The following is a 25786-nucleotide window of genomic DNA, read 5'->3' as shown; positions in this document are numbered from 1 at the left end:
CCGCTCAGTGACCCGGAGGCGGGGGTGGCGGGGGAGCACCCGGTGGCGGGCGGTCCAATCCCCGCAGCCGTTGCTCGATCGTCTGCGAGCGCCATTGCTGCAGCAGCCGCTCGCGCTGGTCCGGCGGCATGTGCTGGAAGCGCTCGTACGCTTCGTGCAGGCGTTCGCGCTGTTGCGGCGGCAGGCGGTGGAACTTGTGCATGTTCTCGCGGGCACGCTGGCGCTCCTCGGGCGTCATCTGCTGCCAGCGCGCGATGCGCTGGCGGATCTCCTCGCGCCGGTCCGGCGGCAGGGTGACCCAGTGCTCGGCACGCTTGAGCATGTGCGCCTGCTTGCGCGGCGGCAGGGTGTTCCAGTGGTCGCGCAGGGGCGCGAGAACCTCCTGCTGGGCCGGATCCAGGCTCTGCCAGGGACGCGGCGCCGAAGGCGCGGAGGCGGGCGGGGGCGGCGGCGCATCCTGCGCATGCAGCGGCGCCAGGCCGGCCAGGGCGAGCAGCAACGGAAGCAGTGCGAAGCGGTTCATCGGTCAGTGTCGCGCCTTGACGCGGTCGTTGGCGGCCAGCCAGCCGTAGAAGTCGAGGTTCTGGTAAAGCTGCGGGTCGGCGCTGTCGGCATCCGGCGGCAGGTCGCCGTCCGCGTCCGTCGTGGGCACCGCCGAGGCGGCGCGCGGGGGCGCGTGGTCGGCGTGGCGCAGCGGCTGCCAGATCATCAGCGAGGCCAGTGCGAGCACGGCGAAGGCGCCAGCCGGCAGTAGCAGGCGCGAGGCCAGCCGCGACGGTGCCGCATGCGCGGCCTCGAGCGCCTGGCGGCGCGCGGCGCGCAGGCGGCCGGCGGTGGCCGGGTCGACGTGCCGGCTCGCTTCCAGGTAGAGCGCGCGGGCACGGCGGGCGAGCCGTTCGGAATCGTGCCGGTCAAGGCCGCGCCGATCGAGGTTGCGACCGTCGGTATCGAGCTTGTCAGGATCGGGCGTCATCGCCAGTCCTCCAGTTGGTCGCGCAGATGGTGCATGGCGCGCGACAGATGGGTTTTCACGCTGCCTTCGGAGCAGCCCATGGCCTGGGCGGTCTGCGCCACGTCCAGGCCTTCGAGCATGCGCAGCAGGAACGCTTCGCGCTGGCGCTGCGGCAGGCGCTGCACCGCGGCGGTGAGGTCCGACCACGACTGCGAGTCGTGCAGCCGTTGCAGTGGTCCGGGTGCGTTGTCCGGCGGTTCCCAGGCCGGCAGGTCCTCGCCGTCCTCGTCGCGCCCGCCGAGCCAGCCGACCACGATCGAGCGCACCTTGCGGCGGCGCTGCAGGTCGACGATGCGCCGGCGCAGGATGCCCCAGAACAGCGGCGTCCATTCCTGCGCGGGCTTCTCGCGGTAATGCCTGACCAGCCGCAGCATGGCGTCCTGCACCGCGTCCATCGCGTCCTCGCGGTGGCCCAGCTGCAGCTCGGCCAGGCGGAAGGCGCGGCGCTCCACGTCGGCCAGGAAGGCATCCAGCGAGGCCGGAACGGCGCGCGCGCCCGCCGCCAGCAGCTCGCTGTCGAGGGTACCGGCAAGGCTGTTCATGGCGTCGCGGTCCGCGTCATCGGCGCTCGGTCCCGGTTTCGGTTCGGTCGGGTGCTTCAACGCGACAGGCTCGCACGGGTTGACGCGCAACCGTATGATGCGGGTACCGCTCGACCGGATGCGCGGACAGGGGAAGGGGTCATGCTCGACGGGTTCCTGGCGCTGTATGTCTTCATGCTCGCGGCCTTCACCGGTTACGAGATCATCGCGCGGGTGCCGGTGATCCTGCACACGCCGCTGATGTCCGGTTCCAACTTCATTCACGGCATCGTACTGGTCGGCGCCATGATCGCGCTGGGTCATGCGCAGACGCCGCTGGAAATCGGTATCGGCTTTCTCGGCGTGCTGCTGGGCGCCGGCAATGCGGCAGGCGGCTACGTGGTGACCGAGCGCATGCTGGAGATGTTCAAGTCCAGCCGTCCGGGCCGCGGGGAGCCACGCTGATGGCCTGGCTGCCGGGGGCGATCAAGGCCTGCTATTTCCTCGCCGCATTGCTGTTCATCCTGGGCCTCAAGCGCATGAGTTCCCCGCGCAGCGCGCGCGGCGGCATCGTGTGGGCGGGCGTGGGCATGGCGCTGGCGGTCGCCGCCACCTTCGCGCTGCCCGGGCTGGCTCATCGCGGGCTGATCCTGGCCGCGGTGCTGATCGGCACGGCGGCCGCATGGTGGTCGGGACGCCGCGTGGCGATGACCGCGATGCCGCAGATGGTGGCGCTCTACAACGGCATGGGCGGCGGCGCAGCGGCGGCGATCGGCGCGGCCGAGCTGGTGGGGTTCGCCGGCTCCGCGGTCACCTTGCTCGACGGCGGCAGCTTCACCGCCGACGGCCAGGCGCCGGGCAGCGCGCAACTCGCGCTGGCGGTGCTGGGGGCGTTGATCGGCGCGGTGAGCTTCTCCGGTTCGCTGGTCGCCTTCGCCAAGCTGCAGGGCTGGCTGGACCGGCGCTTCATCTTTCCCGGCCAGCGCATGGTCAACCTGCTGGTGCTCGCGGCCGCCATCGTGCTCGGCGCCATGCTGGTGGGCGGCATGCTCACGATGCCGCTGGTCGCCGGCTTCTTCGCGCTGGCGCTGCTGTTCGGGCTGATGATGACGCTGCCCATCGGCGGCGCGGACATGCCGGTGGTGATCTCGCTGTACAACGCCTTCACCGGACTGGCGGTGGCGTTCGAGGGTTTCGTGCTGGGCAACGAGGCGATGATCATCGCCGGCACCGTGGTCGGTGCCGCCGGCACCCTGCTCACGCAGTTGATGGCCAAGGCGATGAACCGCTCGCTCGGCAACGTGCTGTTCGGCAGCTTCGGTGCTTCGGCGGGCGCGGCGCAGGCGATCGCCGGTGCGCAGAAGCCGGTCGAGGCGTCGGACGCGGCGGTGATGATGGCCTATGCCGAGCGCGTGGTGATCGTGCCGGGCTATGGCATGGCGGTGGCGCAGGCGCAGCACAAGGTGTGGGAGTTCGCGCGGCTGCTGATCGAGCGCGGGGTGAAAGTGAAGTTCGCCATCCATCCGGTGGCCGGCCGCATGCCGGGGCACATGAACGTGCTGCTTGCCGAGGCGGGCGTGCCTTACGACCTGATCGCCGACATGGACGAGATCAACCCGGAGTTCCCGAGCACCGACGTGGCGCTGGTGATCGGCGCCAACGATGTCGTGAACCCGCTGGCCAAGACCGACCCGGCCTCGCCGATCTACGGCATGCCGATCCTGGACGTGGCGGCGGCGAAGAACGTCATCGTGGTCAAGCGCGGCAAGGGCACCGGCTTCGCCGGCATCGAGAACGCGCTGTTCTACGCCGACAATGCACGCATGCTGTACGGCGACGGCCAGGCGGTGGCCAGCGAGCTGGTCGCGGCGTTGAAGACGCTGGATGCGTGAGCGGAGGGTGACTGTTGGGTGGGTTTCAGCCCACCATCGAATCGGCCGGACGGTGCTGGTGGGCTGAAGCCCACCTACTCAGATTTGCGTCGGCGGCTGGCCACCCATGCGGCCAGCAGGGCGCCTGCCAGGGTGAGTGCGACATCGACCGGACGCACGGCCAGTTCCGCCAGTGCCAGCAGCATCGACGGTCCGGCCTCGCGCAAGGCATCGAGCAGGCCGATGCCCATGGCGCCGGCGATGCGCGCGGCCGCAGTCAACGCGTCCACGTAGATCGCCGCAAGCACGGTCGCCCCTGCCGCCAGAGCGCCGGCCACACGGCCGGCCGGGCGCACCCAGGCGCGCACGGCCAGCGCCAGCAGCCAGCCCGCGGCCAGCGCCAGCACCGGCAGCGGGCGCTGCAGGGCCATCGTCGGCAGCATCCACACGGCGCCGGCGGCCAGGCCCAGCATGGCGGCGCTGAAGGCGGCGAACAGCAGCGAAATCAGGCGCACGGGCGGGGCCCACGCTGCGGTGGAGGGTCGAAAGGCATGCGGTTCCTGCGGCTCCTGGGCAAACGGGCATGATAGCGCGCGCAGGCGCCCACCCGGCCGCAGGCGCCTGTCCGCTTCCTTGAGATCGGCCGCGCGGACCTGATCTTGATCAGCGGCCGGCGACGCCGGCGCGGCATAATAGAGTGCTTCGCCGCAGCGTCCCCGCGGCTTCGTCGGATGATCGGCAGGATCGGCATGAGTGGTTTCAGTCTGAGCAGCGAACCCTTCACCCTGGAGCGCGATTGCGCGGCGGTGATGGTGCCCCAGGGCGAGAGCGTGATGCTCCCGGCCGGGCAGATCGGCTACATCACCCAGGCGCTGGGCGGCAGCTTCACCGTGTACGTTGAGGGCAACCTGTTCCGCATCGCCGGCAACGACGCCGACGCGCTCGGCAAGGAACCGCCGCCGCCGATCGAACTGGCCGCCGATGCCAGCGACGAGGACGTGGAGAAGCTGGTCTGGCAGCAACTGCGCACCGTGTTCGATCCGGAGATCCCGATCAACGTGGTCGAGCTGGGGCTGGTCTACGACGTGTCGATCGACGCCGCGGAAAACGGTGCGCGCAAGGTCTACGTCAAGCTCACGCTGACCGCCCCCGGCTGCGGCATGGGCGACATCCTGGTCGACGACGTCCGCACCAAGCTCGAGCTGATTCCCACCGTCGCCGAGACGGACGTCGATCTGGTGTTCGATCCGCCGTGGAATCATTCGATGATGTCGGATGCGGCCAAACTGGAAACCGGCATGCTCTAGCCTGAACGCGCGCGACGTCACAAGAAAGCCCGGCCTGGCCGGGCTTTCTTGTGCGTGCGCACACCACACGATCACGTGCCTTGCGCGGCGCAGTGACGCGGTTTTCGCGCGCATCTAACACGAGCCGTCACAGTTCGGAACCCTAGGAAAAATTCACCCTTGCCGCTCCGCAAGTTCCTTCTTATTGTCGACGAATCCGTTGGCGGGGAGGTTGACGGATGGTCCTGCAGCGACGCCAGGGGTTACGCGTCGCACTCGCATGAATGAGTCCGCGTGCTGCTCCCCTCACGGAGGAAAAGGGGAGGGAGATGGCGCGAACGGGATGCAGCCAGGACCGTTGGCAAAACCAAGGTGCCGTGCCTGACACGGCGAATTCACGCATGGGGTCCACGCGACCGCATCAGGGTCGTTCGCCCCGAATTTCTCTCTTCATGGAGTACCTGAAATGCCTAGCAATATCCGTCTCAAGCTCCTGGTTGCCGCCATCGGCATGGCCTGCGCCTCGGCCGCCGTGGCAGCGAACAGCGAGCACGTGAACGCGCAGAACCTTGGCGCGGTGCCGGCCGGCAGCCTCGCGGCGCGCCTGAACCTGGGCGCGGACATGTCCCTGTCCGCACGCAGCACGGCGCACCTGCCCAATGGCAAGCAGGTCGTGCGCCAGCAGCAGATGTACCGCGGCGTGCCGGTCTACGGCCGCAGTGTCGCGGTGGTGCAGGACGTGCACGGCAACGTGCTGCACGCCACCGGCGAAGTGATGAAGCTGCCGGCCAACCTGGCCGCGCCGCTGTCGGTCACGCCGAAGCTGAGCGCAGCCCAGGCCATCGCCAAGCTGCAGGCGCATGCGCACACCACGCTTCAGGCTGGTGCCGCGATCAGCAACAAGAAGGCCGACCTGTTCGTCTATCCGCAGGAGAACGGCTCGCCGCGCCTGGTCTATCGCACTTCCTACTTCGTCGGCGGGCAGCATCCGAGCCGCCCGACCGCGATCGTCGACGCGCACACCGGCGAAGTGGTCAAGAGCTGGGAAGGCCTGACCGACGCCACCGCCAACGGCCCCGGCGGCAACCAGAAGACCGGCGAGTATTACTACGGCACCGACTACGCCGCGCTGCAGGTCACCCAGTCGGGCAGCACCTGCTACCTGCAGAACACCAATGTGGTGACCTACAACCTCAACCACGGGACGAGCGGCGGCACGCTGGTCAACTTCACCTGCCCGACCAGCAACACCGACCCGATCAACGGCGCCTACTCGCCGGTCAACGACGCGCACCACTTCGGCGGCGTCGTGCACGACATGTACGTCGCCTACACCGGCGCGCCGCCGCTGAACATGCAGCTGCGCATGAACGTGCACTACAGCAGCAATTACGAGAATGCGTTCTGGAACGGCTCGTCGATGAACTTCGGCGACGGCGCCAGCACGTTCTATCCGCTGGTGTCGCTGGACGTGACCAGCCACGAGATCAGCCACGGCTACACCGAGCAGAACTCCGGCCTGGAATACAGCGGCCAGTCCGGCGGCATGAACGAGGCCTATTCGGACATCGCCGGCGAAGCGGCCGAGTTCTATGACCGCGGCACGGCGGATTTCCTGGTCGGCGCGGACATCGTCAAGGCCAGCGCCGGCATCGGCGACGCGCTGCGCTACATGTGCAACCCGCCGCAGGACGGCGGCTCGATCGACAACGCGGCCGACTACTACAACGGCCTGGACGTGCATTACTCCTCGGGCGTGTACAACAAGGCATTTTGCCTGCTGGCCAAGACCAGCGGCTGGGACGTGAAAAAGGCCTTCCAGGTGTTCCAGCTGGCCAACAAGTCGTACTGGGGCGCCACCACCAACTTCAACGACGGCGCCTGCGGCGTCGAGTCGGCGGCCGACGACCTGGGTTACACGAAGAACGACGTGATCACCGCCTTCAACGGCGTGGGCGTGACCTGCCCGGGCAGCGGTGGCGGCGGCGGTGGCGGCACGACCGCCCTGAGCAACGGCGTGCCGGTCAGCGGCGTTTCCGGCGCGGCTGGTGCGGACAACAACTTCAGCATCCAGGTGCCGGCTGGCGCGAGCAACCTGGTGATGTCGATTTCGGGCGGCAGCGGCGATGCCGACCTGTACACCAAGTTCGGCACGATGCCGACCACCAGCAGCTACGACTGCCGTCCATACCTCAACGGCAACAACGAGAGCTGCACCGTCTCCGCGCCGCAGGCGGGCACCTACTACATCAAGGTGCACGGCTACTCGTCGTACTCCAGCGTCACCGTGAAGGCGTCCTACACCACGGGCGGCGGCGGTGGCGGCGGCACCGATTCGGTGCCCCTGCCGACCGTGAGCACCGGCAACTGGTCGGCTACCTACACCGAAACGGTGCAGGCCGGGCACACGGCGAAGTTTGCGATCTCCGGCGGTACCGGTGACGCGGACCTGTACGTGCGGGCTGGCGCTGCGCCGACCACCACCGCCTACAACTGCCGCCCGTACCTGACCGGCAACAACGAGAGCTGCACCTTCACACCGTCGACGACCACCACCTACTACATCCGGGTGCGTGCGTATCAGACGTTCTCCGGCGTGACCTTGACCGAAACGCTGAACTGAGGTCGGCCTCGCGACTGCGCCCGGCAACCGGCGCAGTCGCCTGGCAGTTCCAGGGAGAACCCCGGCTTCGGCCGGGGTTCTTTTTTTTGCAGGTCAGTACCGGCTTGGGTCACGGTCCGATGGTGCTTCGGCCCTGGCAGTTTGCCGCCGACCGTGTGTCATTCACCCTCGGATGGAGAAGAATTTTTCCTACGCGGAAGCATGCCGGGAATATGCGCATTAACCTGCGATTGAATGAAAAATAAATCGAAAGATAATGCGACAATAAATCGCGTACATAAGCCGCAACTCGGGTATTTTTCCTATTGACCGGTTATTTTCCGAAGGCCTAATTTCGATCCGGTCCGGTCGCCACGGCAGGCGGCCGGCATCCGCCGGCGGCACCCGCACCAAAAGACGGGGAGCCACCTTCAAGACCGCAGCGCGACGCCGCCAGGGAAAGGGGGGAGGGCGTCCGTTCGAGGGGCGGGATCGCTGCAAAACCAACCAGGCGCCGCACGCGTGCGGCATATGCGCATGGGGTCGACCGACCGCATCGGTGTCGCTCGGCCCGGAAAAAGACAGGAGTTCGACATGGCAACAGATGTTCGTATCAAGCTGCTGGCGGCTGCGCTGGGCATGGCGGTCGCCGGTTCGGCCGCCGCCGTCACCCAGCCGGCGATGATCGCGCTCGGCCACGCCCCGCAGCTGCACCGCGACGAGGCGATCGTGGGACAGCTCCCGGCCTCGCAGCCGCTGCACGTCGAGGTGGCGCTGAAGCTGCGCAACCAGGCCCAACTGCACCAGTTCATCGCGGCGGCCCATTCGCCCGACCTGCTGGCCGCGCCGACCCACATGACGCCGCAGCAGTTCCTTGCCAACCACTCGCCCACGCAGGGCCAGGCCAATGCGGTCGCCAACTACCTGCGCCAGGCCGGCTTCACCAACGTGCGCATCGCGCCGAACCGCATGCTGGTTTCCGCCGACGGCAGCGCCGACGTGGCCGCCGCCGCTTTCGGCACGCAGTTCGCCCAGGTGCGCGACAGGCATGGCCGCGCCGCCTTCATGAACACCAGCGAGCCGCGCGTGCCGGCCGCGATCGCCGACAGCGTGCTGTCGGTGATCGGCCTGCAGAACGTGCACCAGGCGCACACGGTCGTGCAGTTCCACGGCAACGACCTCACCCCGCAGGCGATCACCGGCCACAATCCGACCGAGTTCGCCTCCATCTACGGCGGCGCGGGCGCACCGACCGGCGCGGGCGTCACGGTGGGCATCATCACCCAGGGCAGCCTCAGCCAGACGATCACCGACCTCAACAGGTTCACCTCGAACAACGGCCTGCCGACGGTCACCACGCAGACCATCAACACCAACGGCACCAGCTCGGACACCAGCGGCGTCGGCGAGTGGAACCTGGACAGCCAGGACATCGTCGGCATGGCCGGCGGCCAGGTCGGCAAGCTGGTCTTCTACAACATCCCGACGTTGTCCAACGCCAACCTCACCGCCGACATCAACAAGGTAGTCTCGGACAACACCGCCAAGATCATCAACGTGTCGCTGGGCGAGTGCGAGACCGACGCGCAGGGCGACGGCTCGGCCGCGGCGCAGGACCAGGCCTTCCAGCAGGCGGTTGCGCAGGGCCAGACCTTCTCGATCTCCACCGGCGACAGCGGCGCCGACGAGTGCGGCGACGGCGGCACCACCCCGAGCTGGCCCGCCGCCTCGCAGTACGTGATCGCGGTGGCCGGCACCAAGCTCGACGCCTCCACCACCACCTGGAATGGCGAGACGGTGTGGAACGAACTGGCCGCCAACGAAGGCGCCACCGGCGGCAGCGAGAGCACCTTCGAACCCAAGCCGAGCTGGCAGACGCTGTGGTCGGGCAGCCATCGCGGCGTCGCCGACGTGGCGTTCGACGGCGACCCGGAGTCGGGCGCCAAGGTGATCGTCAACGGCGCGACGCAGCAGATCGGCGGCACCAGCCTGGCGGCTCCGCTGTTCTCCGGTTTCTGGACGCGGGTGCTGGCGGCCAAGGGCACCAGCGTGGGCTTCGCCGGTCCGCTGATCTACCAGTTGCCGGCCTCGGTGTTCCATGACGTCACCTCGGGCAACAACGACGGCGAGACGGCGGGCGCGGGCTACGACCTGGCCAGCGGCCGCGGCAGCATCATGATGGCCAGCGCCATCAATGCCCTGGGCGGTGGCGGCGGCGGGACCAACAACCCGCCCGTGGCCAACTTCGGCGACATCGCCAGCGGCCTGACGGTGAACTTCACCGACAGCTCCACCGACAGCGACGGCACCATCGCCTCGCGCTCCTGGAACTTCGGCGACGGCACCAGCTCGACTGCGACCAACCCGAGCCACACCTACGCGGCGGGCGGCACCTACAACGTCACCCTGACCGTGACCGACAACGACGGCGCCAGCAACAGCAAGACCCAGGCGGTGACCGTCAGCAGCGGCGGTGGCGGCGGCAGCAGCCAGTTGCTGGGCAACACCGGCTTCGAGACCGGTTCGGCCGCACCGTGGAGCGCCAGTTCCGGCGTGATCGACAACAGCAGTGCGGAACCTGCGCACCAGGGTTCGTGGAAGGCCTGGCTGGACGGCTACGGCAGCAGCCATACCGACACGGTCTCGCAGAAGGTCAGCATCCCCAGCGGCAAGACCTCGGCCACGCTGCAGTACTACCTGCACATCGACACGTCCGAGACCACCAGCTCGACCGCGTACGACAAGCTGAGCGTGCAGGTGCTCAACAGTTCGGGCACCGTGCTGGGCACGCTGGCGACCTTCTCCAACCTCAACAAGGTCTCCGGCTATGCCGTGCACACGGCTAACCTGTCCAAGTACATCGGGCAGACGGTGACCCTGCGTTTCCGGGGCACCGAGGACAGCTCGCTGCAGACCTCGTTCGTGCTCGACGACGTGACCCTCACCGTGCAGTGAGGCAAGCGCCGGAACCCTGCAGGGCCAGGGTTCCGGTGCCTGTTTGCCTGGTCTGATCGAAGCGCCCGGCATTGATCGTGCCGGGCGCTTTCGTTTATGCGAAGAAAATGCGTGTCGAAGTAGCCGAATTAATGCGCATGAAATTGCGTTTCTGCACGCTCCATTTACATCGGTAAATGGCCTAACGAACGCAATCACGTTTTGAAAAATTCCTATTGACGCTCCCATGGAGCAAGCCCATGGTCGACCCGCTCCGTCGCACGGAAGTCGACGGACTTCCTGCCGCGGCCCCGCCATCGAAGGGGATGACGGCGCCAGCTATCGGACCGCCACGCAACGCGCCTCCGCAGGGAATCCAGGGGAGAAGGCGCCCGGGCCGACGGCAAGCGGGATCGCTGGCCACCAAGAACCGGAACGGTCGCACCAGCGACACCTACGCATGAGGTCCGTACGGGCCGCATCGGGCCCGTGCGTCTTTGAAAAACCAAAGGGAGATTTGCCATGACCCATGAATTCCGCCTCACCCTGCTGGCCGCCGCGCTTGCCACGGTCGCCGCCACCAACGTCTGCGCCGCCGACGCCCAGGTCACCCTCGCGCACGCGCCACGCCTGCAGCAGGGTGAACGTCTCGTCGGCCCGCTCGCCGCGTCGCAGCCCATGCACGTCGAGGTGGCGCTGAAGCTGCGCAACCAGGCGCAGTTGCACAGCTTTCTGCAGGCGGCACGCTCGCCCAGCCTGCTGATCGCGCAGCGCGCGATGAGCAGCCAGCAGTTCGTCGCCAACCATTCGCCTACGCAGGACCAGGCCAACGCGGTGGCCGACTACCTGCGTCGTGCCGGCTTCTCCAACGTGCGCATTGCGCCGAACCGCCTGCTGGTTTCCGCCGACGGCACCGCCGACGTCGCCACCGCCGCCTTCGGCACGCCCTTCGCCAGCGTGCGCGACAGGCACGGCCGCGCGGCCTACATGAACACCGGCGACGTGCGCATTCCCGCGGCGCTGCGCAGCAGCGTGCTCTCGGTGATCGGCCTGCAGGACGTGCATCGGCCGCACACCTTCGTGAAGGTACGCAGCAGCGGGCTGAGCCCGCAATCGGTGACCGGCCACAACCCGGTCGACTTCTCGGCGATCTACGGCGGCGCCGGCGTGCAGAACGCGGCGGGCGTGACGGTCGGCATCATCACCCAGGGCAAGATCACCCAGACCATCACCGACCTCAACACCTTCACCTCGAACAACGGCCTGCCGGCGGTCACCACGCAGACCATCAACACCAACGGCACCAGTTCGGACACCAGCGGCGTGGTCGAGTGGAACCTGGACAGTCAGGACATCGTCGGCGCCGCCGGCGGCCAGGTCGGCAAGATCATCTTCTACAACATCCCGACGCTGTCCAACGCCAACCTCACCGCCGACATCAACAGGATCGTGTCGGACAACCAGGCCAAGATCATCAACGTCTCGCTGGGCGAGTGCGAGACCTACACCCAGCAGGACGGCTCGGCGGCGGCCGACGACCAGGCGTTCCAGCAGGCGGTCGCGCAAGGCCAGACCTTCTCGGTGTCCTCCGGCGATTCGGGCGCCGACGAGTGCGGCGACGGCGGCACCACGCCCAGCCAGCCGGCCAGCTCGCCCTACGTGGTGGCGGTGGGCGGCACCACGCTCAACACCTCCGGCACCAGCTGGAACGGCGAAACCGTGTGGAGCGGTACCGGCGGCAGCCCGAGCACCTTCGAGCCGCAACCGAGCTGGCAGAACGGCGTGGTGCCGGGCAGCACCCGCGGCGTGCCCGACATCGCTTTCGATGGCGACCCGAACAGCGGCGCGGTGATCGTGGTCAACGGCTCCGGCGAGCAGGTCGGCGGCACCAGCCTGTCGGCGCCGATCTTCGCCGGCGTGTGGGCGCGCATGCTGGCGATCAAGGGCACCGGGCTGGGCTTCGCCGCGCCGTTGATCTACCAGTTGCCCGCGTCGGACTTCCACGACGTGACCTCCGGCAACAACGGCGGCGAGAGCGCGACCGCCGGCTGGGACTTCACCAGCGGCTTCGGCAGCATGATCATCGCCAACGTCGCGAATGACCTCGGCGGTGGCGGTGGCGGCGGCAACACGCCGCCGGTGGCAGGCTTCACCGATTCGGTGAGCGGACTCACGGCGACCTTCACCGACAGTTCCACCGACAGCGACGGCAGCATCGCCTCGCGCTCCTGGAACTTCGGCGACGGCGGCAGTTCGACCGCGACCAACCCGAGCCATACCTACGCGGCGGGCGGCACCTACAACGTCACCCTTACCGTGACCGACAACGACGGCGCCAGCGACAGCGTCACCCACGCGGTGACCGTCAGCGGCGGCGGTGGCGGCGGCAGCCAGTTGCTGGGCAACACCGGTTTCGAGACCGGCTCGGCCGCGCCGTGGAGCGCCAGCGCCGGCGTGATCGACAACAGCAGCGTGGAGCCCGCGCACCAGGGCGCGTGGAAGGCATGGCTGGACGGTTACGGCCAGAGCCACACCGACCGCTTGACGCAGCAGGTGAGCATCCCGGGCGGCCGGACCTCGGCCACGCTGCAGTACTACCTGCACGTCGACACCGACGAGGGCACCTCGACCTACGCCTACGACAAGCTCAAGGTGCAGGTGCTCAGCACGTCGGGCACGGTGCTCCGCACGCTCGCGACGTTCTCCAACCTGAATGCCGCATCGGGCTACGTGGTGCACACGGCCAACCTGTCCCCGTACATCGGGCAGACGGTGAAGATCCGCTTCGTGGGCACCGAGGACTATTCGCTGCAGACCTCGTTCGTGCTCGACGACGTGACGCTGACGGTGCAGTGACGCAAACGACGAGGGCCGCCACCGGGCGGCCCTCGTTTCCACGCACGATCGCTTCAGGCCTGTTCGAAGCGGTTGGCGTCACGGTTCTTGCGCACCTTGGCCGGATCCCACACGCGCCCGTTCATGGTGATGTAGACGCCGTCGGGCAGCGTCTGCACCGCGGCGACCGCGCAGCCGATGTTGAACACCGCGTCGGAACCCTGGAAGCGCGCCGGGTTCAGCGCGCCGGTCAGCACGATCACCTTGCCCGGGATCGAAGCCAGCTCGCGCGCCGTCTCGACCATGGTGTCGGTGCCATGGGTCACCAGCACGTGCCGGTGCGGCTGCGCCTCGATGGTCGAGCGCACCAGCGCGCGGTCCTCGGCGCTCATGTGCAGACTGTCCTTGCGCAGGATCGGGATCACATCGAAGGCGAACGCGACGCCGAGCTGGCTCAGGATCTCGCCGATCTGCGGCGCACCGATCTTGTAGTCCGACTTGTCGTCGAAGTAGATCTTGTCGATGGTGCCGCCGGTGGTGACGATGCTCAGGTGCTGCATGGAGGCTTCTGACGCAGGTAGGGAGAGCGATAGTCTAACGGCTCGGGTGATCGGCGCGGCGGCCTTGCGCGATCGGCCGTCCGCCCGGACTCACAGCAACAGGTGGGTGTCGGCCGTGTCCGCACGCACCAGCCGATCCAGCCCCCGCGCCACAAAGCGTCGCAGCGCCGCACCGGGGCGCATGTCGCAGCGCCCGCGGGCGAAGGTCGACTGGCGCGCGAGCAGCGCGGCGGCGGCGCAACGCGCCAGCGTGATGGCCAGGCCGCGGGCGGAGGCTTCCAGTGCCGCGCGCTCGCCGCCCGATGCCTGCGCCTGCCGTGCGGCGGCGTCGAACGCGGCGATGATCGGCGCCACCGCTTCGGGTTCGTGGCTGCCGGCCACCCAGCCGTCGATCGCCGTGCGCAGCGCGGTCAGACCCTCGCCCAGCGTGCGCAGGCTGTCCAGCGCCAGCACGTTGGTGGTGCCCTCCCAGATCGCGTAGACCTGCGCGTCGCGCAGCAACTGCGGCAGGCCGGTGTCCTCGATGTAACCGGCCCCGCCGAAGCACTCCAGCGCCTCCGAGCACAGCGCCACCGCGGCCTTGCCGGTCCACAGCTTGGCCAGCGGCGTGAGCAGGCGCAGCAGCGCGGGCTCGTGCGGCGCGGCCCCGCCCTGTTCCACGCGGCCGAGCAATTGCACCACTTCGAAGGCGAGCGCGAACGCGCCCTCGAACTCCGCGCGCATGTCGGCCAGCGTCTGCGCATGCAGCGGCTGCTCGATCAGCGGGCGGCCGAAAACTTCACGGCGCGCCGCGTAGTCGCAGGCCAGCGCCAGCGCGCGGGCCATGCTCGCCACCGCACAGACGGCGTTCCAGGTGCGCGTGACGTTGAGCATCGGCGCGACCTGCCGCACGCCGTGGGCCAGTTCGCCCAGCGGCCAGGCGGGCAGGCCATCCAGGTGGATCTCGGCGGTGGGCAGTTCGCGGGTGCCCAGCTTGTCCTTGAGGCGATCGATGACTAGTTCCGGCTTGCGCGCGGCGCCGTCCATGGTCTCGACGTAGAACAGCGCCAGCGCACCCGTCCCGTCGCCCGCGCCCTCCGGGCGCGCCAGCGCGAGCGCCGCCTCGCCCACCACCGCCGAGCTGAACCACTTGCGCCCATGCAGCCGCCACTGGCCGCCTTCGCCGCACCGCGCGACGGTGCCGGTGCGGCCCACGTCGGAACCGCCGGCGGTCTCGGTCATCCATTGCCCGCTCAGCCAGAAGGTGGCCGGGTCGCGGCTGAGGAAATGCGGCAGCGCGCGTTCGGCCAGCGCCTGGTTGCCGGCGGCCTTCAGCGCCGCGATCGCGCCGTCGGTCATCGCCAGCGGGCAGGTGTAGAACTCGCTGGCCAGGTGGTAGAGGTAGACGCGCGCGAACTGCTCCAGCCGCGCGTGCTCGTGCGGCTCCTGGCCGGCGGCGAGGATGCCGTGGCGGGTGGTCAGTTGCGGCCCTTCCTGCCAGGCCTGGGTCAGCTCGATGCGGTCCACGCGGCGGCCCCAGGCATCCCAGCGCGTGAGCACCGGCGTGCGCGGCGTGCTGCGGCGGGCGCGTTCCCAGGCGATCTGCGCGTAGTCGCCCAACGCGTCGAGGTCGGCATCCAGCGCGGGGCGGCGCAAGGGCGGGATCACCCGGTCCAGCAAGGCCAGCAGGGTGCGATCGTTGCGGTAGGGATGGACCAGTTGCGGCGCGGTCTGCAGGAAGTCCATGGCGCGCTCCGTCGGGACGATACGCGCGAGTATAGGGACGGCGTGCGGGGCGGAGCGTGGAGGCGCTTCGGCGCCGGCGCCACGCCCGTGCAGGCGGGGCGGGCGGTTCCCGGGGGACGCTGCCGGACACCCGCGGGCAGTGGACTCAGGCCTGCGGCTTCCTGCGCCTGACTCCCGTCCCCAGCGCAACGATCAGCAACAGCGTCAGACCGATCTCCGCTAGTGCCAGCCACTTCTCGGTGGGCGCGCTCCACGCCTCCGCCACGCCGTGGCAGAAATAGAACAGGCTGAGGATGCCCACCCAAAGCAGCGCACGGCGCAGGTCGGGCAGCGCGGTGAACGGCAGCAGCAGCGGCACCACGGTGACCGCCAGCACCAGCCAGGTCGGCAGATGTTCGGGGCGGGCCAGCCAGCCGTGCCAGACCAGTTGCAAGGCGATCAGCGCGAACCAGGCAACGCGGCCGACGCGGTAGGACAGCGCCACGGGCGTGCTCATGCGTTTGCCGCCAGCTTGCGTGCGGCTTCCGCCAGGCGCCGGCCCAGCGCGCGCGCGAGTTCCCGCTCATGTTCGCTGATCGCGTTGTCGCCCTTGGCACCGGCGACATGGCTGGCGCCGTAGGGCGTGCCGCCGCTGGCGGTGGCGGTCAGCGCCGGCTCGGTATACGGGATGCCCAGCAGCAGCATGCCGTGGTGCAGCAGCGGCAGCGCCATCGTCAGCAGCGTGGATTCCTGGCCGCCGTGCATCGTGCTGGTGGAAGTGAACACCGCCGCGGGCTTGCCGGCCAGCGTGCCGCTCGCCCACTCGGCGCCGGTGGTGTCGAGGAAATGCTTGAGCGGCGCGGCCATGTTGCCGAAGCGCGTGGGACTGCCCATCGCCAGGCCCACGCACTCGGCCAGGTCGGCGCGGGTGACGTACGGCGCGCCTTCGTCCGGCACCGGCGGCTGCGCCGTTTCGGTCACCGGCGCCACCGGCGGCACCTGGCGCAGGCGCGCCTCGAGGCCGGCCTCTTCCACGCCGCGGGCGATCAGCCGCGCGAGCTGGGCGGTATGCCCGCTGCGGCTGTAGTAGAGGACCAGGATCGCGTGTCTGATGGGTTCCGGGGTCATAGGCCTTCGGTTCGGTTGGGCGTTCACCGGCGATCGGGTAGTGTAGCGGCCGCCTCCCGCTTGATGGTGTCGCCCATGGCCTGGCGTTTCGATCGCGACCGCGCCCTCAGCTTCAGCCGCTTCATCTGGCAGCGGTTCATCGACGACAAGTGCTTCGAGACCGCCGGCGCGCTGTCCTACACCACGCTGGTCTCGCTGGTGCCGCTGATGGTGGCGGTGCTGGCGATGCTGTCGGTGTTCCCGGTGTTCCAGAGCGCTCGCGACGTGCTGCTGAACTTCGTGTTCCAGAACTTCCTGCCGACCACGGTGGCGAAGGTGCAGGCCACGCTGCAGACCTTCGCCGCCAACGCCAGCCAGCTCACCGGCATCAGCATCCTGGTGATGCTGTTCAGTGCGCTGTCGATGATGATCAGCATCGAGGACCGGCTCAACCGCATCTTCCGCGTGCACCAGCCGCGCAGCTGGAGCTCGCGGCTGCTGCTGTACTGGGCCGCGTTGACGCTGGGGCCGATCCTGGCGGTCGGCGGCATCGCCGTCACTTCCTACGTCACCGCGATGCCGCTGCTGGCGGGCGCCTATGCACAACTTGGGTTGGGCCAGCGGCTGCTCGGCGTGCTGCCGTTCGTGGTCACCTTCATCACCCTGTGGCTGATGTATGCGGTGGTGCCCAACTGCCGCGTGCGGCGCAGCGATGCGGCGATCGGCGCGCTGCTCGGCGCGGTGCTGTTCGAGATCGCCCGCTGGGGCTTCACGCTGTTCGTCAGCAACGCACAGACTTACCAGCAGATCTACGGCGTGCTGGCGACGATCCCGATCTTCCTGCTGTGGATCTACCTCTCCTGGGTGATCGCGATCCTCGGCGCCTCGGTGGCCGCGTCGCTGTCGGCCTACGAGTACCACGCGCCGGCGCAGACGCTGCCGGAGGGCGCCGAGTTCCTCGGCCTGATGGTGGTGCTGCGCCACTTCGTCGAGGCGCAGCGCCAGGGCTGCAACGTGGACCCGGCCACGATCCGCCTGCAGGAGCCTTACCTGCGCAGCGCCAGCATCGTCAGCTACTTCGACGACCTGCAGCGCGCCGACCTGATCCAGCGCGGCGAAGCGGGCGGCTGGCTGCTGAGTCGCAGCCTCGACAGCACCGACCTGCTGCGGGTGTATCGTCACACCACTTACCGCCTGCCGCTGCGCCCCATGGAAGAGGCACGGGCGCTGGGCATCAACCTGCCGCCGGCGCTGATCGAACTGCTCGGCGAGGTGGCGCGGATGCTCGACGCAACGCTGGGCACGCGACTGGACCACACTTTCCCCGCCACTCCCCCGGCCGACCCGGAGAACCTTTCGGCATGAAGATCCCCTCCCTCGCCCTTGCCGCGTGCCTGCTCGCCGCCGCGGTTCCCGCGCACGCGGCGATGCCCGCGCAGCCGTCGCTGAAGGTGACCACCCTCGACGGCAAGCCATTCGACCTGGCCGCGCAGCGCGGGCACTGGGTGATCGTCAACTTCTGGGCGACCTGGTGCGTGCCGTGCATCAAGGAGATGCCGGACATCTCGCACTTTGTCGCCAGCCACGCCAACGTGCGCGCGATCGGACTGGCCTACGAGGACAGCGACAAGGCCGACATCCAGGCCTTCCTGGCCAAGCACCCGGTCAGCTACCCGATCGCCCAGGTCAGCCTGGACGATGCGCCGAAGGATTTCGACGAACCGCGCGGGCTGCCCACCACCTACCTGGTCGCGCCCGACGGCCACGTGGCCAAGCGTTTCGTCGGCCCGGTGACCGGGCAGTCGCTGGGCGCGGCGATCGGCAAGTGACATGGCAGCCGCGCGCTTCCTCGTCAGCGGCGTGGTGCAGGGCGTGTTCTACCGCGCCAGCACCCGCACGCAGGCGCGGCAACTGGGCCTGACCGGCCACGCCCGCAACCTGGCGGACGGCCGCGTCGAGGTGATCGCGCACGGCGAGCCGGATGCGCTCGATGCGCTGGAGCGCTGGTTGTGGCAAGGCCCGCCGGCGGCCGAAGTGGAAGGTGTCGAACGGGCGCCGTTCGAGGGCGAAGCGGCCCGCTCCTTCACGACCGGATAGGCCCTTCGTAGGGTGGGTTTCAACCCACCACCTTTCGTTTCCGGGTTATCGGACCGGTGGGCTGAAGCCCACCCTTGACCTCAGAAATCCAGGTCGATCGGCGGGCGGCCGATGCGGTGGCGGGTGCCGATGGTCTGCACCACGCGGCGGAAGTCCGCTGCGAAACCGGCGACGTCGAACAGCGGCGACTGCGCGCGAAGGCTCGCCAGGTGCTCGCGGAAGGCCGCGAGTGCGACCGGATTGCGGCCCAGTTGCACGGCCATCGCCACGAAGCCGTCGGCGTCCTCGCTCACCAGTTCGGGCAGGTGCGCGTGGTGCAGCAGGCTGGCGGCGGTGCGTCCGGCGAAGGTCGCGCCGGCGCAGGTCAGCAGCGGGCAGCCGGCCCACAGCGCGTCCGCGGCCGTGGTACGGCCGCTGCGCGGAAGCGTGTCCAGGCACAGATCGACCAGCGCGTAGCGCGCCAGGTACGGCTCGTGCGGCAGTTGCGGAAGGAACACCAGGCGTTCCGCCGCCACCTCCTGTGCAGCGGCCTCGGCACGCAGCCGGTCGTCGGCGCCGCCGGGACCGGCGCGCAGCCACAACACGCTGCCGGCTACCTCGCGCAGCACCTGCATGAAGCGCGCGAAGACTTGCGGACCGATCTGGCCGGTGGCGTTGAAGCAGGCGAAGACCACGCCGGTTTCGGGCAGGCCGCACCCGGCGCGCGTGGGCGCGGGAGGGAGGTCGGCAGGCGCCGCGGCCGGCAGGAAGCAGCGCGGCAGGCGCAGCACCTTCTCGCTGTAGTCGGCGCGATGCGACGGCGGCAACACCACCGTGTCGGCGAGGATGTAATCGATCCACGGCGCGCCGGAGGTACCCGGGTAGGCCAGCCAGCTCACCTGCAGCGGCGCGGGTCGCAGCGCCAGCAGGCCGGCATTGGAGCGCGCGCCGTAGCCGGTGAGGTCGAACAGCACCTCGACGCCCGTCGCGTGGATGGCCTGCGCGCCCTGCGCCGGCGCCAACGCATCGATCGCGTGCAGCGTCGTTGCACCGGCCAATCGCCGACGCACCGGCCCGCCGTCATCCGCGGTGGTGGCGAACAGGTGCACGTCGAGCCCGCCCATGTCCGCAAGCGCCTCGACCAGGCCGGCCACGGCCCGTCCGACCGGATGCTCGCCGAACCCGTTGGACACCAGGCCGACACGGATGGGCGCATCCGGCGCGGGGCGCGGGTAGGTGAACGCAAGCTGCCGGCGCAGCGGCGCCAGGTTCTGTTCGACCGGATGGGTGAAGGTTTCGACCGCCTTGCGTTGCAGCGCGCGGTCGAACGGCTCGACCAGCAGCGCGAACGGCACGATGCCCTGGTGCCCCGCTTCGACGGCTTCGCGCATGCGCGCCGTCAGCGTCGCCTGTTCGCTCCATTCGGCAAGCTGGCGCCGCGTGTAGGCCAGTCGGCTCAACGCGGGACCGGAGCGGGGCGCCAGGCGCAGCGCCCGGGCGTAGGCCGCTGCCGCCTCCTCCAGCCGGCCGGCCTCATCCAGCATGCGCGCGGCCTGGAATGCGTGGCGCGGTTCGTCCGGAGCCAGCCGCTCCGCCTCGAGCCACGCCTGCGCGGCCTCGGCACCGTGTCCCTGGGCATGCAGCACGTGGCCCAGCAGCGCATGGGCCGCATCCAGGCGCGGCGCCAGCTTCAACGCTTCGCGTACGTGCGCGAGCGCCTGCGCGGTGTCGCCGCGTTCCAGCTCGGCCTCCGCCAGGTTCAGGTGCAGTCCCGGATGCGTCGGCGCTGCCCGCAGCGCCTGGGCGAAGGTATCGCGGGCTTCATCGAAACGGGTGGCGGCCATCATCGACACGCCCAGCGCCTGCAGCACCACCGGATGGCCCGGCGCGCGCGCGAGCGCGACCTGCAGGCGCTCGATGGCCGCTTCCGGGCGGCCGTCCTCCAGCGCCACGTTGGCCAGGTTGCACTGCACTTCGATACTGTCGGGTGCGAGCTCCGCGGCGCGGTGCAGGGCGGCCAGCCCTTCCTGGCACCGCCCGAGCTGCAGCAACGCGATGCCATGCAGGCGCGCCAGTTCGCCGGAGCGCGAGAACACCTGCCGCGAACGCGCCGCGAGGGCCTCGGCATCGCCGCTGGCGCGCTGGCGCAACAGGTGCGCCAGCCGCTCGAGCAAGGCGTCCAGCTCGGCGCGCGGGTTCGCGGTCATGCGGCCGGGCCCGTCCTGCCGGCGGGCATCCCCAAGAAAGCTGTTGTCGTCGCCATTGGCTCCCCGAAGCCCGTCACGCTGGCCGGCACTGCCGCTGCGCGCAAGGATGCCATGGCAGGCAGTTCAAGGGAAAAGACGCACTGGCGTGTGCCGCGCGAATCCTGCGGCACTGCGGCTGCTTACGACGCGAGACTCTTCAGCTCGTCCGCCTGGTGCTCGCGGGTGAGCGTGTCGACCAGCTCGTCGAGGTCGCCGGCGAGCACTTCGGGCAGGCGGTACAGGGTGAGGTTGACGCGGTGGTCGGTAATGCGGCCCTGCGGGAAGTTGTAGGTACGGATGCGCTGGCTGCGGTCGCCGGAGCCGACCTGCAGGCGACGCTCCTGCGCCTGCGCGGCGGCCTGCTTGCTTTGCGCCTCGTCGAGCAGGCGCGCCTTCAGCAGCGACAGCGCGCGGGCGCGGTTCTTGTGCTGGCTGCGCTCGTCCTGGCACTCGACCACGATGCCGGTGGGCAGGTGCGTGATGCGGATCGCCGAATCGGTCTTGTTGACGTGCTGGCCGCCGGCGCCGGAGGCACGGAAGGTGTCGGTCTTGAGGTCCGCCGGGTTGATCTCGATGTCCTCGATCTCGTCCATCTCGGGCAGGATCGCCACGGTGGCGGCCGAGGTGTGGATGCGCCCCTGCGATTCGGTTTCCGGCACGCGCTGCACGCGGTGCGTGCCCGATTCGAACTTCAGCCGCGAATAGGCGCCCTTGCCTTCGATGCGCGCCACGATTTCCTTGTAGCCGCCATGCTCGCCCGGGTTCTCGCTGAGCACTTCGACGTGCCAGCGGCGGCGTTCGGCGTAGCGTGCGTACATGCGGAACAGGTCGCCGGCGAACAGCGCCGCCTCGTCGCCGCCGGTGCCCGCGCGCACCTCGAGGAACAGGTTGGCCTCGTCGCGCGGGTCCTTCGGCAGCAGCAGGATCTGCAGTTCGCCGTCGAGCTCCAGCAGGCGCGCTTGCAGCCGCTCGACATCGTCGGCGGCCATCTCGCGCAGTTCCGGGTCGGACAGCATGGCGCGGGTCTCGGCCAGCTCGCGCTCGGCGTCGTCGTGTTCGCGCAGTGCGGCGGCGACCGGTTCGATCTGCGCGTACTCGCGCGAGAGGTCACGGAAGCGGTTGGCATCGGCGAGCACGTCCGGCTGGGCGAGCAGCAGGCCGATTTCCTCGTGGCGCTCGGCGAGGGACTCGAGTTTGCGGCGGATCGATGGGGTCATGGCGGCAAGAGTGGCACGAGGGAGGGGGCCGGCATGCGGCCGGCGGGCGGAGCGGGACGCGGCAGCCAGCCGCCCTCGCTACTCGTCCCTCGGCTCGGACTCGCCGTAAAGCCGCCCGGCCGCGTGCAGCAGGTCCAGGTCGCCGTTCAGTGCCGCCTCGCGCAGGCGCGCGCTGGGGTGGTGCAGCAGCTTGTTGGTCAGCGTGTTGGCGAGGAACGCCAGCGCCTCGTCCGGCGACTTGCCGCGCGCGAGCATCGCCTGCGCCTTGAGCAGCACCTCATCGCGATAGCGCTCGGCGTGCTGGCGCAGGTCGATCGCCGGGTTGCGCAGGGTCAGTGCGCGGCGCCACGCCATGTAGCGGTCCACCTGCAGGTCGATGATGGTCTCGGCCTCGCGCGCCGCGGCTTCACGCGAGCGGCGGTTGTCGTCGATCACCTGCTGCAGGTCGTCGATGCCGTAGAGATAGACGTCTTCCAGTTCGGCCACCGCCGGGTCGATGTCGCGCGGCACCGCGATGTCGACCATGAACATCGGCCTGCGCTTGCGCGCGGCCACCGCCGACTCGACCATCGCGCGGGTCACCACCGGCTGCCGCGCGGCGGTGGAGGAAATCACGATGTCGGCTTCGGCCAGGTGCTGCGGCAGGTCGGCCAGCGCGATCGCGTAGCCACCGTAGCGGCTGGCCAGTTCCTGCGCGTTCTCCAGCGTGCGGTTGGCCACGATCAGGCGGCTGACGCGCTTGTCGACCAGGTGGCGCGCGGCCAGCTCGATGGTGTCGCCGGCGCCGATCAGCAGCACGCAAGCCTGCTTGAGGTCGGTGAACACCTGTTCGGCCAGCCGCACGGCGGTGAATGCCACCGAGACGGTGTGCGCGCCGATGCGGGTGTCGGTGCGCACGCGCTTGGCCACGGCGAAGGTGTGCTGCAGCAGGCGGTCGAGCGGTGCGCCCAGCGCCTGCGCCTCGCGCGCGAGCTGGTAGGCGTCCTTCACCTGGCCCAGGATCTGCGGCTCGCCCAGCACCATCGAGTCCAGCCCGGTGGCGACGCGGAACATGTGGCGCACCGCGGCGTCCTCGTCGTGCCGGTAGAGGAACTCGTCGAGCCTGCCCGGGGTCAAGCGGTGGTGCCGGTTGAGCCAGGCCTGCGGTGCCTGTTCGGCGCCTTCGGCCACGCCGACGTAAAGCTCGGTGCGGTTGCAGGTGGACAGGATCAGCGCTTCTTCCACGCCGGGCTCGGCCTTCAGCTCGCGCAACGCCTCGCCGGCGGCGTCGGTGTCGAACGCCACCTGCTCGCGCAGGCTGACCGGCGCGGTGAGGTGATTGAGCCCGAGGGCGATCAGCGGCATGGCGTGGAATGCGAAATGACGACGGAGGATCCGCGGCGGCGTAGGCTAAGCTTTCGTACCTGCGGCGGGTTTCGATACGCCAGGACGGACAATGGGATGGCAACTAGTGTGCTGAGCGTGAAGGGCAAGTTCAAGCAACTGCGGCATTTTGCAGGCCTGGCCGGCTGCGCGCTGGGCCTGGCCGCATGCGCCAGCCTGCCCGGCGGCAAGGCGGCACTGCCGGCGCCCAAGCAACCGCTGGACCGGCTCACCGTGGTCACCCCGGACGCCGAACATGACCTGCTGGCGCAACTGCTCGCCGGCGAGATGGCGCTGACTCACAACGACCTCAAGGAAGCGTCCACACGCTACGACCGTGCGATGACACTGTCGGACGACCCGAAGGTCGCACAGCGCGCGGTGGAACTGGCCCTGGCGGTGCGCGACCAGGCCGCCGCGCAACGGGCGGTCGACCGCTGGCAGGCGCTCGGCGCCAGCGCGGCGGACCTGGCCCAGGCCCGCGCCGAACTGGCGCTGGCCACCGGCGATACCGCCGGCGCGCGCACGCAACTGGAGCGCCTGGTCGGCAGCGGCGACCCGCACGCGTGGCGGCGCTTCGGCCGCGCACTGATCGGCGCGCGCGACCCGGCGCAGGCCGGCCAGTTGCTGGAAGCCCTGGCGACGCCCGAGCGGCTGCCGGCCGACCCGCAGGCGTGGCTGGCGATGAGCGAACTGGGCGAAAAGCTGGGCCGCACGAAATACGCCACGCGCACCGCCGACGCGGCGGTCGCGCGCTTCCACAGCACCGAGACCTACGTCTGGGCGGCGCAGATGCAGTTCAAAGGCGGCGACCGCAAAGGCGCCACCGACCTGCTCAAGCAGGCGCTGGCCCGCTCGCCCGACAACGTGCAACTGCGCCTGACCTACGCCAGCCTGCTCAGCCAGGGCGGCGACTACAAGGCTGCCGCCCGGCTGCTCGACAAGGGTCCGCAGAGCGCCGAGACCTACGCCCTGCGCGCCGGCCTGGCGGCGCAGGCGCACGACAAGCCGGCGATCGCCAGGTTGTACCGCCAGCTCAAGCAGGCGCCGGCCGACGTGCGCGAGAGCAGCGCCTTCCTGCTCGGCCAGCTTGCCGAAATGCAGGATCGCAACGACGAGGCGCTGGCCTGGTACGACCAGGTCGGCGACGACGACCCGCACGCCTTCGACGCCGACCTGCGCAGCGCGGTGATCCTGCACACGCAGGGCAAGGTCGACGATGCCCATGCGCTGCTCGAGCAGCTGGAAACCGCTTACCTCGACCAGCCCGAGGAACTGCGCCGCGCCTGGCAGGCCGATGCCGAGCTGTACATGCGCGAGCAGCATTACGCGCAGGCGGCCAAGGCCTACGACCACGCCCTGCAGGTGCTTCCGGACGATCCGGGCCTGCTTTACGGCCGCGGCCTGGCATACGCGGAAGCGGGCGCGATCGACCAGGCGGTGGCCGACTTCCGCCACCTGCTCAAGCTCAAGCCCGACGACGTCGACGCCAGCAATGCGCTGGGGTACACGCTGGCCGACGCCGGCCGCGACCTGCCCGAGGCGAAGAAGCTGATCGAGGTGGCGCGCGCGGCCAAGCCGCACGATCCGGCGATCGCCGATTCATGGGGCTGGTTGCAGTACCGCCTGGGCCATCTGGACGAGGCGGCCCGCACCCTGCGCCAGGCCTGGACCGCCGCCAGGGACGCCGACGTCGGCGTGCACCTGGGCGAGGTGCTGTGGAAGCTCGGCAAGCGCCAGGACGCCCAGCACGTGTTCGACCAGGTCCGCCGGCTCGATCCGCGCAATGCCAACCTGCGCGACACCTTGCGGCGGCTCGAGCCATGAAGCGTTTCCTGTGGCTCGGCGCGGCAGCCGGCCTGCTGCTGGCCGCCTGCGCACCGGTGCCGGTGCGCAAGCCCGCCGACGAAGCGGCACTGGCCGCGCAGGCCGCGCGCGAACGGCAACTGGCGGGCGTCGACCAGTGGACGCTGGAAGGCCACCTGGCCGTGTCCGACGGCCATGACGGCGGCAGCGGCAGCCTGCGCTGGACGCAGGACGGCGACCGCTACGACTTCGAACTGCGCGCGCCGATCACCGGCAAGAGCTTCCGCCTGAGCGGCGGGCCCGGCGGCGCGCTGCTGGAAGGCATCGAGGGCGGTCCGTTGCGCGGCCCGGACGCCGAGGCGCTTATGCGCAAGGCGCTGGGCTGGGAAGTGCCGCTGGACGACCTGCGCGCCTGGGTGCTGGGCCTGCGTGCGGCCGGTTCGTCGGCCGAACTGCATTTCGGCGAGCAGCAGTTGCCCTCGCTGCTCGCGCAGGACGGCTGGGCGGTCGACTACCGCGCCTGGGACCTGGCACACCAGCCGCCGCTGCCGCAGAAGGTCTTCGCGAGCCGGCCGCCCTACAAGGTCAAGCTGTCGATCGACAGCTTCCAGCTCGGCGCGGCCCCATGCGCCGGTTGCGGACGCTGA

Annotated in this window: 22 protein-coding genes; 11 read left to right on the top strand and 11 right to left on the bottom strand. The window is 69.7% G+C overall.

The window, feature by feature from the left end:
* Positions 1-4 precede the first annotated feature (4 nt).
* The 3 genes from AAIL17_RS09040 to AAIL17_RS09030 are packed head-to-tail and all read right to left on the bottom strand — an operon-like array spanning position 5 to position 1554.
* Entirely contained in the window at positions 5-523 is a 519-nt protein-coding gene (locus tag AAIL17_RS09040) for a DUF3106 domain-containing protein (protein ID WP_424682496.1), read from the bottom strand.
* A 3-nt stretch (positions 524-526) separates the two neighbouring features.
* Positions 527-973, bottom strand: a complete 447-nt coding sequence (locus AAIL17_RS09035) for a hypothetical protein (protein ID WP_424682495.1) — start codon at positions 971-973, stop codon at positions 527-529.
* Positions 970-1554 (bottom strand): RNA polymerase sigma factor, encoded by a 585-nt coding sequence (locus AAIL17_RS09030; protein ID WP_424682494.1) that lies wholly within the window; start codon positions 1552-1554, stop codon positions 970-972. The genes AAIL17_RS09035 and AAIL17_RS09030 overlap by 4 nt, the downstream gene beginning before the upstream one ends.
* A gap of 141 nt (positions 1555-1695) precedes the next feature.
* On the opposite strand from AAIL17_RS09030, the gene AAIL17_RS09025 reads away from it, so the two are divergent.
* A complete protein-coding gene (locus AAIL17_RS09025; protein ID WP_424682493.1) occupies positions 1696-1998 on the top strand; it encodes an NAD(P) transhydrogenase subunit alpha in 303 nt (100 codons plus the stop codon).
* Entirely contained in the window at positions 1998-3425 is a 1428-nt protein-coding gene (locus AAIL17_RS09020) for an NAD(P)(+) transhydrogenase (Re/Si-specific) subunit beta (RefSeq protein WP_424682492.1), read from the top strand. The genes AAIL17_RS09025 and AAIL17_RS09020 overlap by 1 nt, the downstream gene beginning before the upstream one ends.
* A 74-nt stretch (positions 3426-3499) precedes the next feature.
* Here AAIL17_RS09020 and AAIL17_RS09015 read toward each other — a convergent pair whose 3' ends face one another.
* Entirely contained in the window at positions 3500-3919 is a 420-nt protein-coding gene (locus AAIL17_RS09015; protein WP_424682491.1) for a hypothetical protein, read from the bottom strand.
* Between the two features lie 234 nt (positions 3920-4153).
* On the opposite strand from AAIL17_RS09015, the gene sufT reads away from it, so the two are divergent.
* The 4 genes from sufT to AAIL17_RS08995 all read left to right on the top strand — a co-directional run bounded on the left by sufT (position 4154) and on the right by AAIL17_RS08995 (position 13082).
* Positions 4154-4711 carry a putative Fe-S cluster assembly protein SufT gene (sufT, locus tag AAIL17_RS09010; protein WP_424682490.1) on the top strand — a complete coding sequence of 186 codons (558 nt, stop codon included), beginning with the start codon at positions 4154-4156 and terminating at the stop codon, positions 4709-4711.
* A gap of 445 nt (positions 4712-5156) precedes the next feature.
* Positions 5157-7313: a M4 family metallopeptidase gene (locus tag AAIL17_RS09005; RefSeq protein WP_424682489.1), complete on the top strand. Its 2157-nt coding sequence runs from the start codon at positions 5157-5159 to the stop codon at positions 7311-7313.
* A 573-nt stretch (positions 7314-7886) separates the two neighbouring features.
* A complete protein-coding gene (locus AAIL17_RS09000; RefSeq protein ID WP_424682488.1) occupies positions 7887-10247 on the top strand; it encodes a protease pro-enzyme activation domain-containing protein in 2361 nt (786 codons plus the stop codon).
* A 501-nt stretch (positions 10248-10748) separates the two neighbouring features.
* A complete protein-coding gene (locus tag AAIL17_RS08995; RefSeq protein WP_424682487.1) occupies positions 10749-13082 on the top strand; it encodes a protease pro-enzyme activation domain-containing protein in 2334 nt (777 codons plus the stop codon).
* A 53-nt stretch (positions 13083-13135) separates the two neighbouring features.
* Here the strand turns inward: AAIL17_RS08995 and AAIL17_RS08990 are convergent, their stop codons facing one another.
* The 4 genes from AAIL17_RS08990 to wrbA form a co-directional block, all read right to left on the bottom strand.
* Positions 13136-13621: an asparaginase domain-containing protein gene (locus AAIL17_RS08990; RefSeq protein WP_424682486.1), complete on the bottom strand. Its 486-nt coding sequence runs from the start codon at positions 13619-13621 to the stop codon at positions 13136-13138.
* A 90-nt stretch (positions 13622-13711) separates the two neighbouring features.
* Positions 13712-15346, bottom strand: a complete 1635-nt coding sequence (locus tag AAIL17_RS08985; RefSeq protein WP_424682485.1) for an acyl-CoA dehydrogenase family protein — start codon at positions 15344-15346, stop codon at positions 13712-13714.
* Between the two features lie 145 nt (positions 15347-15491).
* Positions 15492-15842, bottom strand: coding sequence for a DUF2069 domain-containing protein (locus tag AAIL17_RS08980; protein ID WP_424682484.1), 351 nt, complete (start codon positions 15840-15842; stop codon positions 15492-15494).
* Positions 15839-16453: an NAD(P)H:quinone oxidoreductase gene (gene wrbA, locus AAIL17_RS08975; RefSeq protein ID WP_424682483.1), complete on the bottom strand. Its 615-nt coding sequence runs from the start codon at positions 16451-16453 to the stop codon at positions 15839-15841. Before wrbA ends, AAIL17_RS08980 begins: the two co-directional genes overlap by 4 nt.
* A gap of 75 nt (positions 16454-16528) precedes the next feature.
* Here wrbA and AAIL17_RS08970 point away from each other — a divergent pair, with 75 nt between their 5' ends.
* From AAIL17_RS08970 to AAIL17_RS08960, 3 genes are read left to right on the top strand one after another with little or no spacing between them, the layout of a single operon-like run.
* Positions 16529-17797 (top strand): YihY family inner membrane protein, encoded by a 1269-nt coding sequence (locus AAIL17_RS08970; protein ID WP_424682482.1) that lies wholly within the window; start codon positions 16529-16531, stop codon positions 17795-17797.
* Positions 17794-18261 (top strand): TlpA family protein disulfide reductase, encoded by a 468-nt coding sequence (locus tag AAIL17_RS08965; RefSeq protein ID WP_424682481.1) that lies wholly within the window; start codon positions 17794-17796, stop codon positions 18259-18261. The genes AAIL17_RS08970 and AAIL17_RS08965 overlap by 4 nt, the downstream gene beginning before the upstream one ends.
* Before the next feature lies 1 nt (position 18262).
* Positions 18263-18529 carry an acylphosphatase gene (locus AAIL17_RS08960; protein WP_424682480.1) on the top strand — a complete coding sequence of 89 codons (267 nt, stop codon included), beginning with the start codon at positions 18263-18265 and terminating at the stop codon, positions 18527-18529.
* Between the two features lie 80 nt (positions 18530-18609).
* Here AAIL17_RS08960 and AAIL17_RS08955 read toward each other — a convergent pair whose 3' ends face one another.
* The 3 genes from AAIL17_RS08955 to hemA all read right to left on the bottom strand — a co-directional run bounded on the left by AAIL17_RS08955 (position 18610) and on the right by hemA (position 23315).
* Positions 18610-20715: a tetratricopeptide repeat protein gene (locus AAIL17_RS08955; protein WP_424682479.1), complete on the bottom strand. Its 2106-nt coding sequence runs from the start codon at positions 20713-20715 to the stop codon at positions 18610-18612.
* A gap of 179 nt (positions 20716-20894) precedes the next feature.
* Complete coding sequence (prfA, locus tag AAIL17_RS08950) at positions 20895-21971, bottom strand: peptide chain release factor 1 (protein ID WP_424682478.1); 1077 nt, start codon at positions 21969-21971, stop codon at positions 20895-20897.
* Positions 21972-22049: 78 nt separating this feature from the next.
* Positions 22050-23315, bottom strand: a complete 1266-nt coding sequence (gene hemA / locus AAIL17_RS08945; RefSeq protein WP_424682477.1) for a glutamyl-tRNA reductase — start codon at positions 23313-23315, stop codon at positions 22050-22052.
* A 96-nt stretch (positions 23316-23411) separates the two neighbouring features.
* Here hemA and AAIL17_RS08940 point away from each other — a divergent pair, with 96 nt between their 5' ends.
* Both AAIL17_RS08940 and lolB read left to right on the top strand, forming a co-directional pair.
* The gene (locus AAIL17_RS08940; protein WP_424682476.1) at positions 23412-25160 is read left to right on the top strand and encodes a tetratricopeptide repeat protein; all 1749 of its coding nucleotides are present in this window, start codon (positions 23412-23414) and stop codon (positions 25158-25160) included.
* The gene (gene lolB / locus AAIL17_RS08935) at positions 25157-25786 is read left to right on the top strand and encodes a lipoprotein insertase outer membrane protein LolB (protein WP_424682475.1); all 630 of its coding nucleotides are present in this window, start codon (positions 25157-25159) and stop codon (positions 25784-25786) included. Before AAIL17_RS08940 ends, lolB begins: the two co-directional genes overlap by 4 nt.

Origin of the sequence: Frateuria sp. YIM B11624, from assembly GCF_049727805.1 — a bacterium.
Lineage (GTDB): Bacteria > Pseudomonadota > Gammaproteobacteria > Xanthomonadales > Rhodanobacteraceae > Frateuria_A.
The sequence above is the reverse complement of the archived record's forward strand: the minus strand, read 5'-3'. Positions and strand labels throughout refer to the sequence as shown.

Coding starts and splice junctions, on each gene's coding strand:
- lolB (WP_424682475.1), top strand. CDS start 25,157: ATGAAGCGTTTCCTGTGGCTCGGCGCGGCAGCCGGCCTGCTGCTGGCC.
- hemA (WP_424682477.1), bottom strand. CDS start 23,315: ATGCCGCTGATCGCCCTCGGGCTCAATCACCTCACCGCGCCGGTCAGC.
- AAIL17_RS09025 (WP_424682493.1), top strand. CDS start 1,696: ATGCTCGACGGGTTCCTGGCGCTGTATGTCTTCATGCTCGCGGCCTTC.
- AAIL17_RS08990 (WP_424682486.1), bottom strand. CDS start 13,621: ATGCAGCACCTGAGCATCGTCACCACCGGCGGCACCATCGACAAGATC.
- AAIL17_RS09020 (WP_424682492.1), top strand. CDS start 1,998: ATGGCCTGGCTGCCGGGGGCGATCAAGGCCTGCTATTTCCTCGCCGCA.
- AAIL17_RS08965 (WP_424682481.1), top strand. CDS start 17,794: ATGAAGATCCCCTCCCTCGCCCTTGCCGCGTGCCTGCTCGCCGCCGCG.
- AAIL17_RS09000 (WP_424682488.1), top strand. CDS start 7,887: ATGGCAACAGATGTTCGTATCAAGCTGCTGGCGGCTGCGCTGGGCATG.
- AAIL17_RS08985 (WP_424682485.1), bottom strand. CDS start 15,346: ATGGACTTCCTGCAGACCGCGCCGCAACTGGTCCATCCCTACCGCAAC.
- AAIL17_RS08980 (WP_424682484.1), bottom strand. CDS start 15,842: ATGAGCACGCCCGTGGCGCTGTCCTACCGCGTCGGCCGCGTTGCCTGG.
- AAIL17_RS08995 (WP_424682487.1), top strand. CDS start 10,749: ATGACCCATGAATTCCGCCTCACCCTGCTGGCCGCCGCGCTTGCCACG.
- wrbA (WP_424682483.1), bottom strand. CDS start 16,453: ATGACCCCGGAACCCATCAGACACGCGATCCTGGTCCTCTACTACAGC.
- AAIL17_RS09035 (WP_424682495.1), bottom strand. CDS start 973: ATGACGCCCGATCCTGACAAGCTCGATACCGACGGTCGCAACCTCGAT.
- AAIL17_RS08970 (WP_424682482.1), top strand. CDS start 16,529: ATGGCCTGGCGTTTCGATCGCGACCGCGCCCTCAGCTTCAGCCGCTTC.
- AAIL17_RS09030 (WP_424682494.1), bottom strand. CDS start 1,554: ATGAACAGCCTTGCCGGTACCCTCGACAGCGAGCTGCTGGCGGCGGGC.
- AAIL17_RS08940 (WP_424682476.1), top strand. CDS start 23,412: ATGGCAACTAGTGTGCTGAGCGTGAAGGGCAAGTTCAAGCAACTGCGG.
- prfA (WP_424682478.1), bottom strand. CDS start 21,971: ATGACCCCATCGATCCGCCGCAAACTCGAGTCCCTCGCCGAGCGCCAC.
- AAIL17_RS09040 (WP_424682496.1), bottom strand. CDS start 523: ATGAACCGCTTCGCACTGCTTCCGTTGCTGCTCGCCCTGGCCGGCCTG.
- AAIL17_RS08955 (WP_424682479.1), bottom strand. CDS start 20,715: ATGACCGCGAACCCGCGCGCCGAGCTGGACGCCTTGCTCGAGCGGCTG.
- AAIL17_RS08960 (WP_424682480.1), top strand. CDS start 18,263: ATGGCAGCCGCGCGCTTCCTCGTCAGCGGCGTGGTGCAGGGCGTGTTC.
- sufT (WP_424682490.1), top strand. CDS start 4,154: ATGAGTGGTTTCAGTCTGAGCAGCGAACCCTTCACCCTGGAGCGCGAT.
- AAIL17_RS09005 (WP_424682489.1), top strand. CDS start 5,157: ATGCCTAGCAATATCCGTCTCAAGCTCCTGGTTGCCGCCATCGGCATG.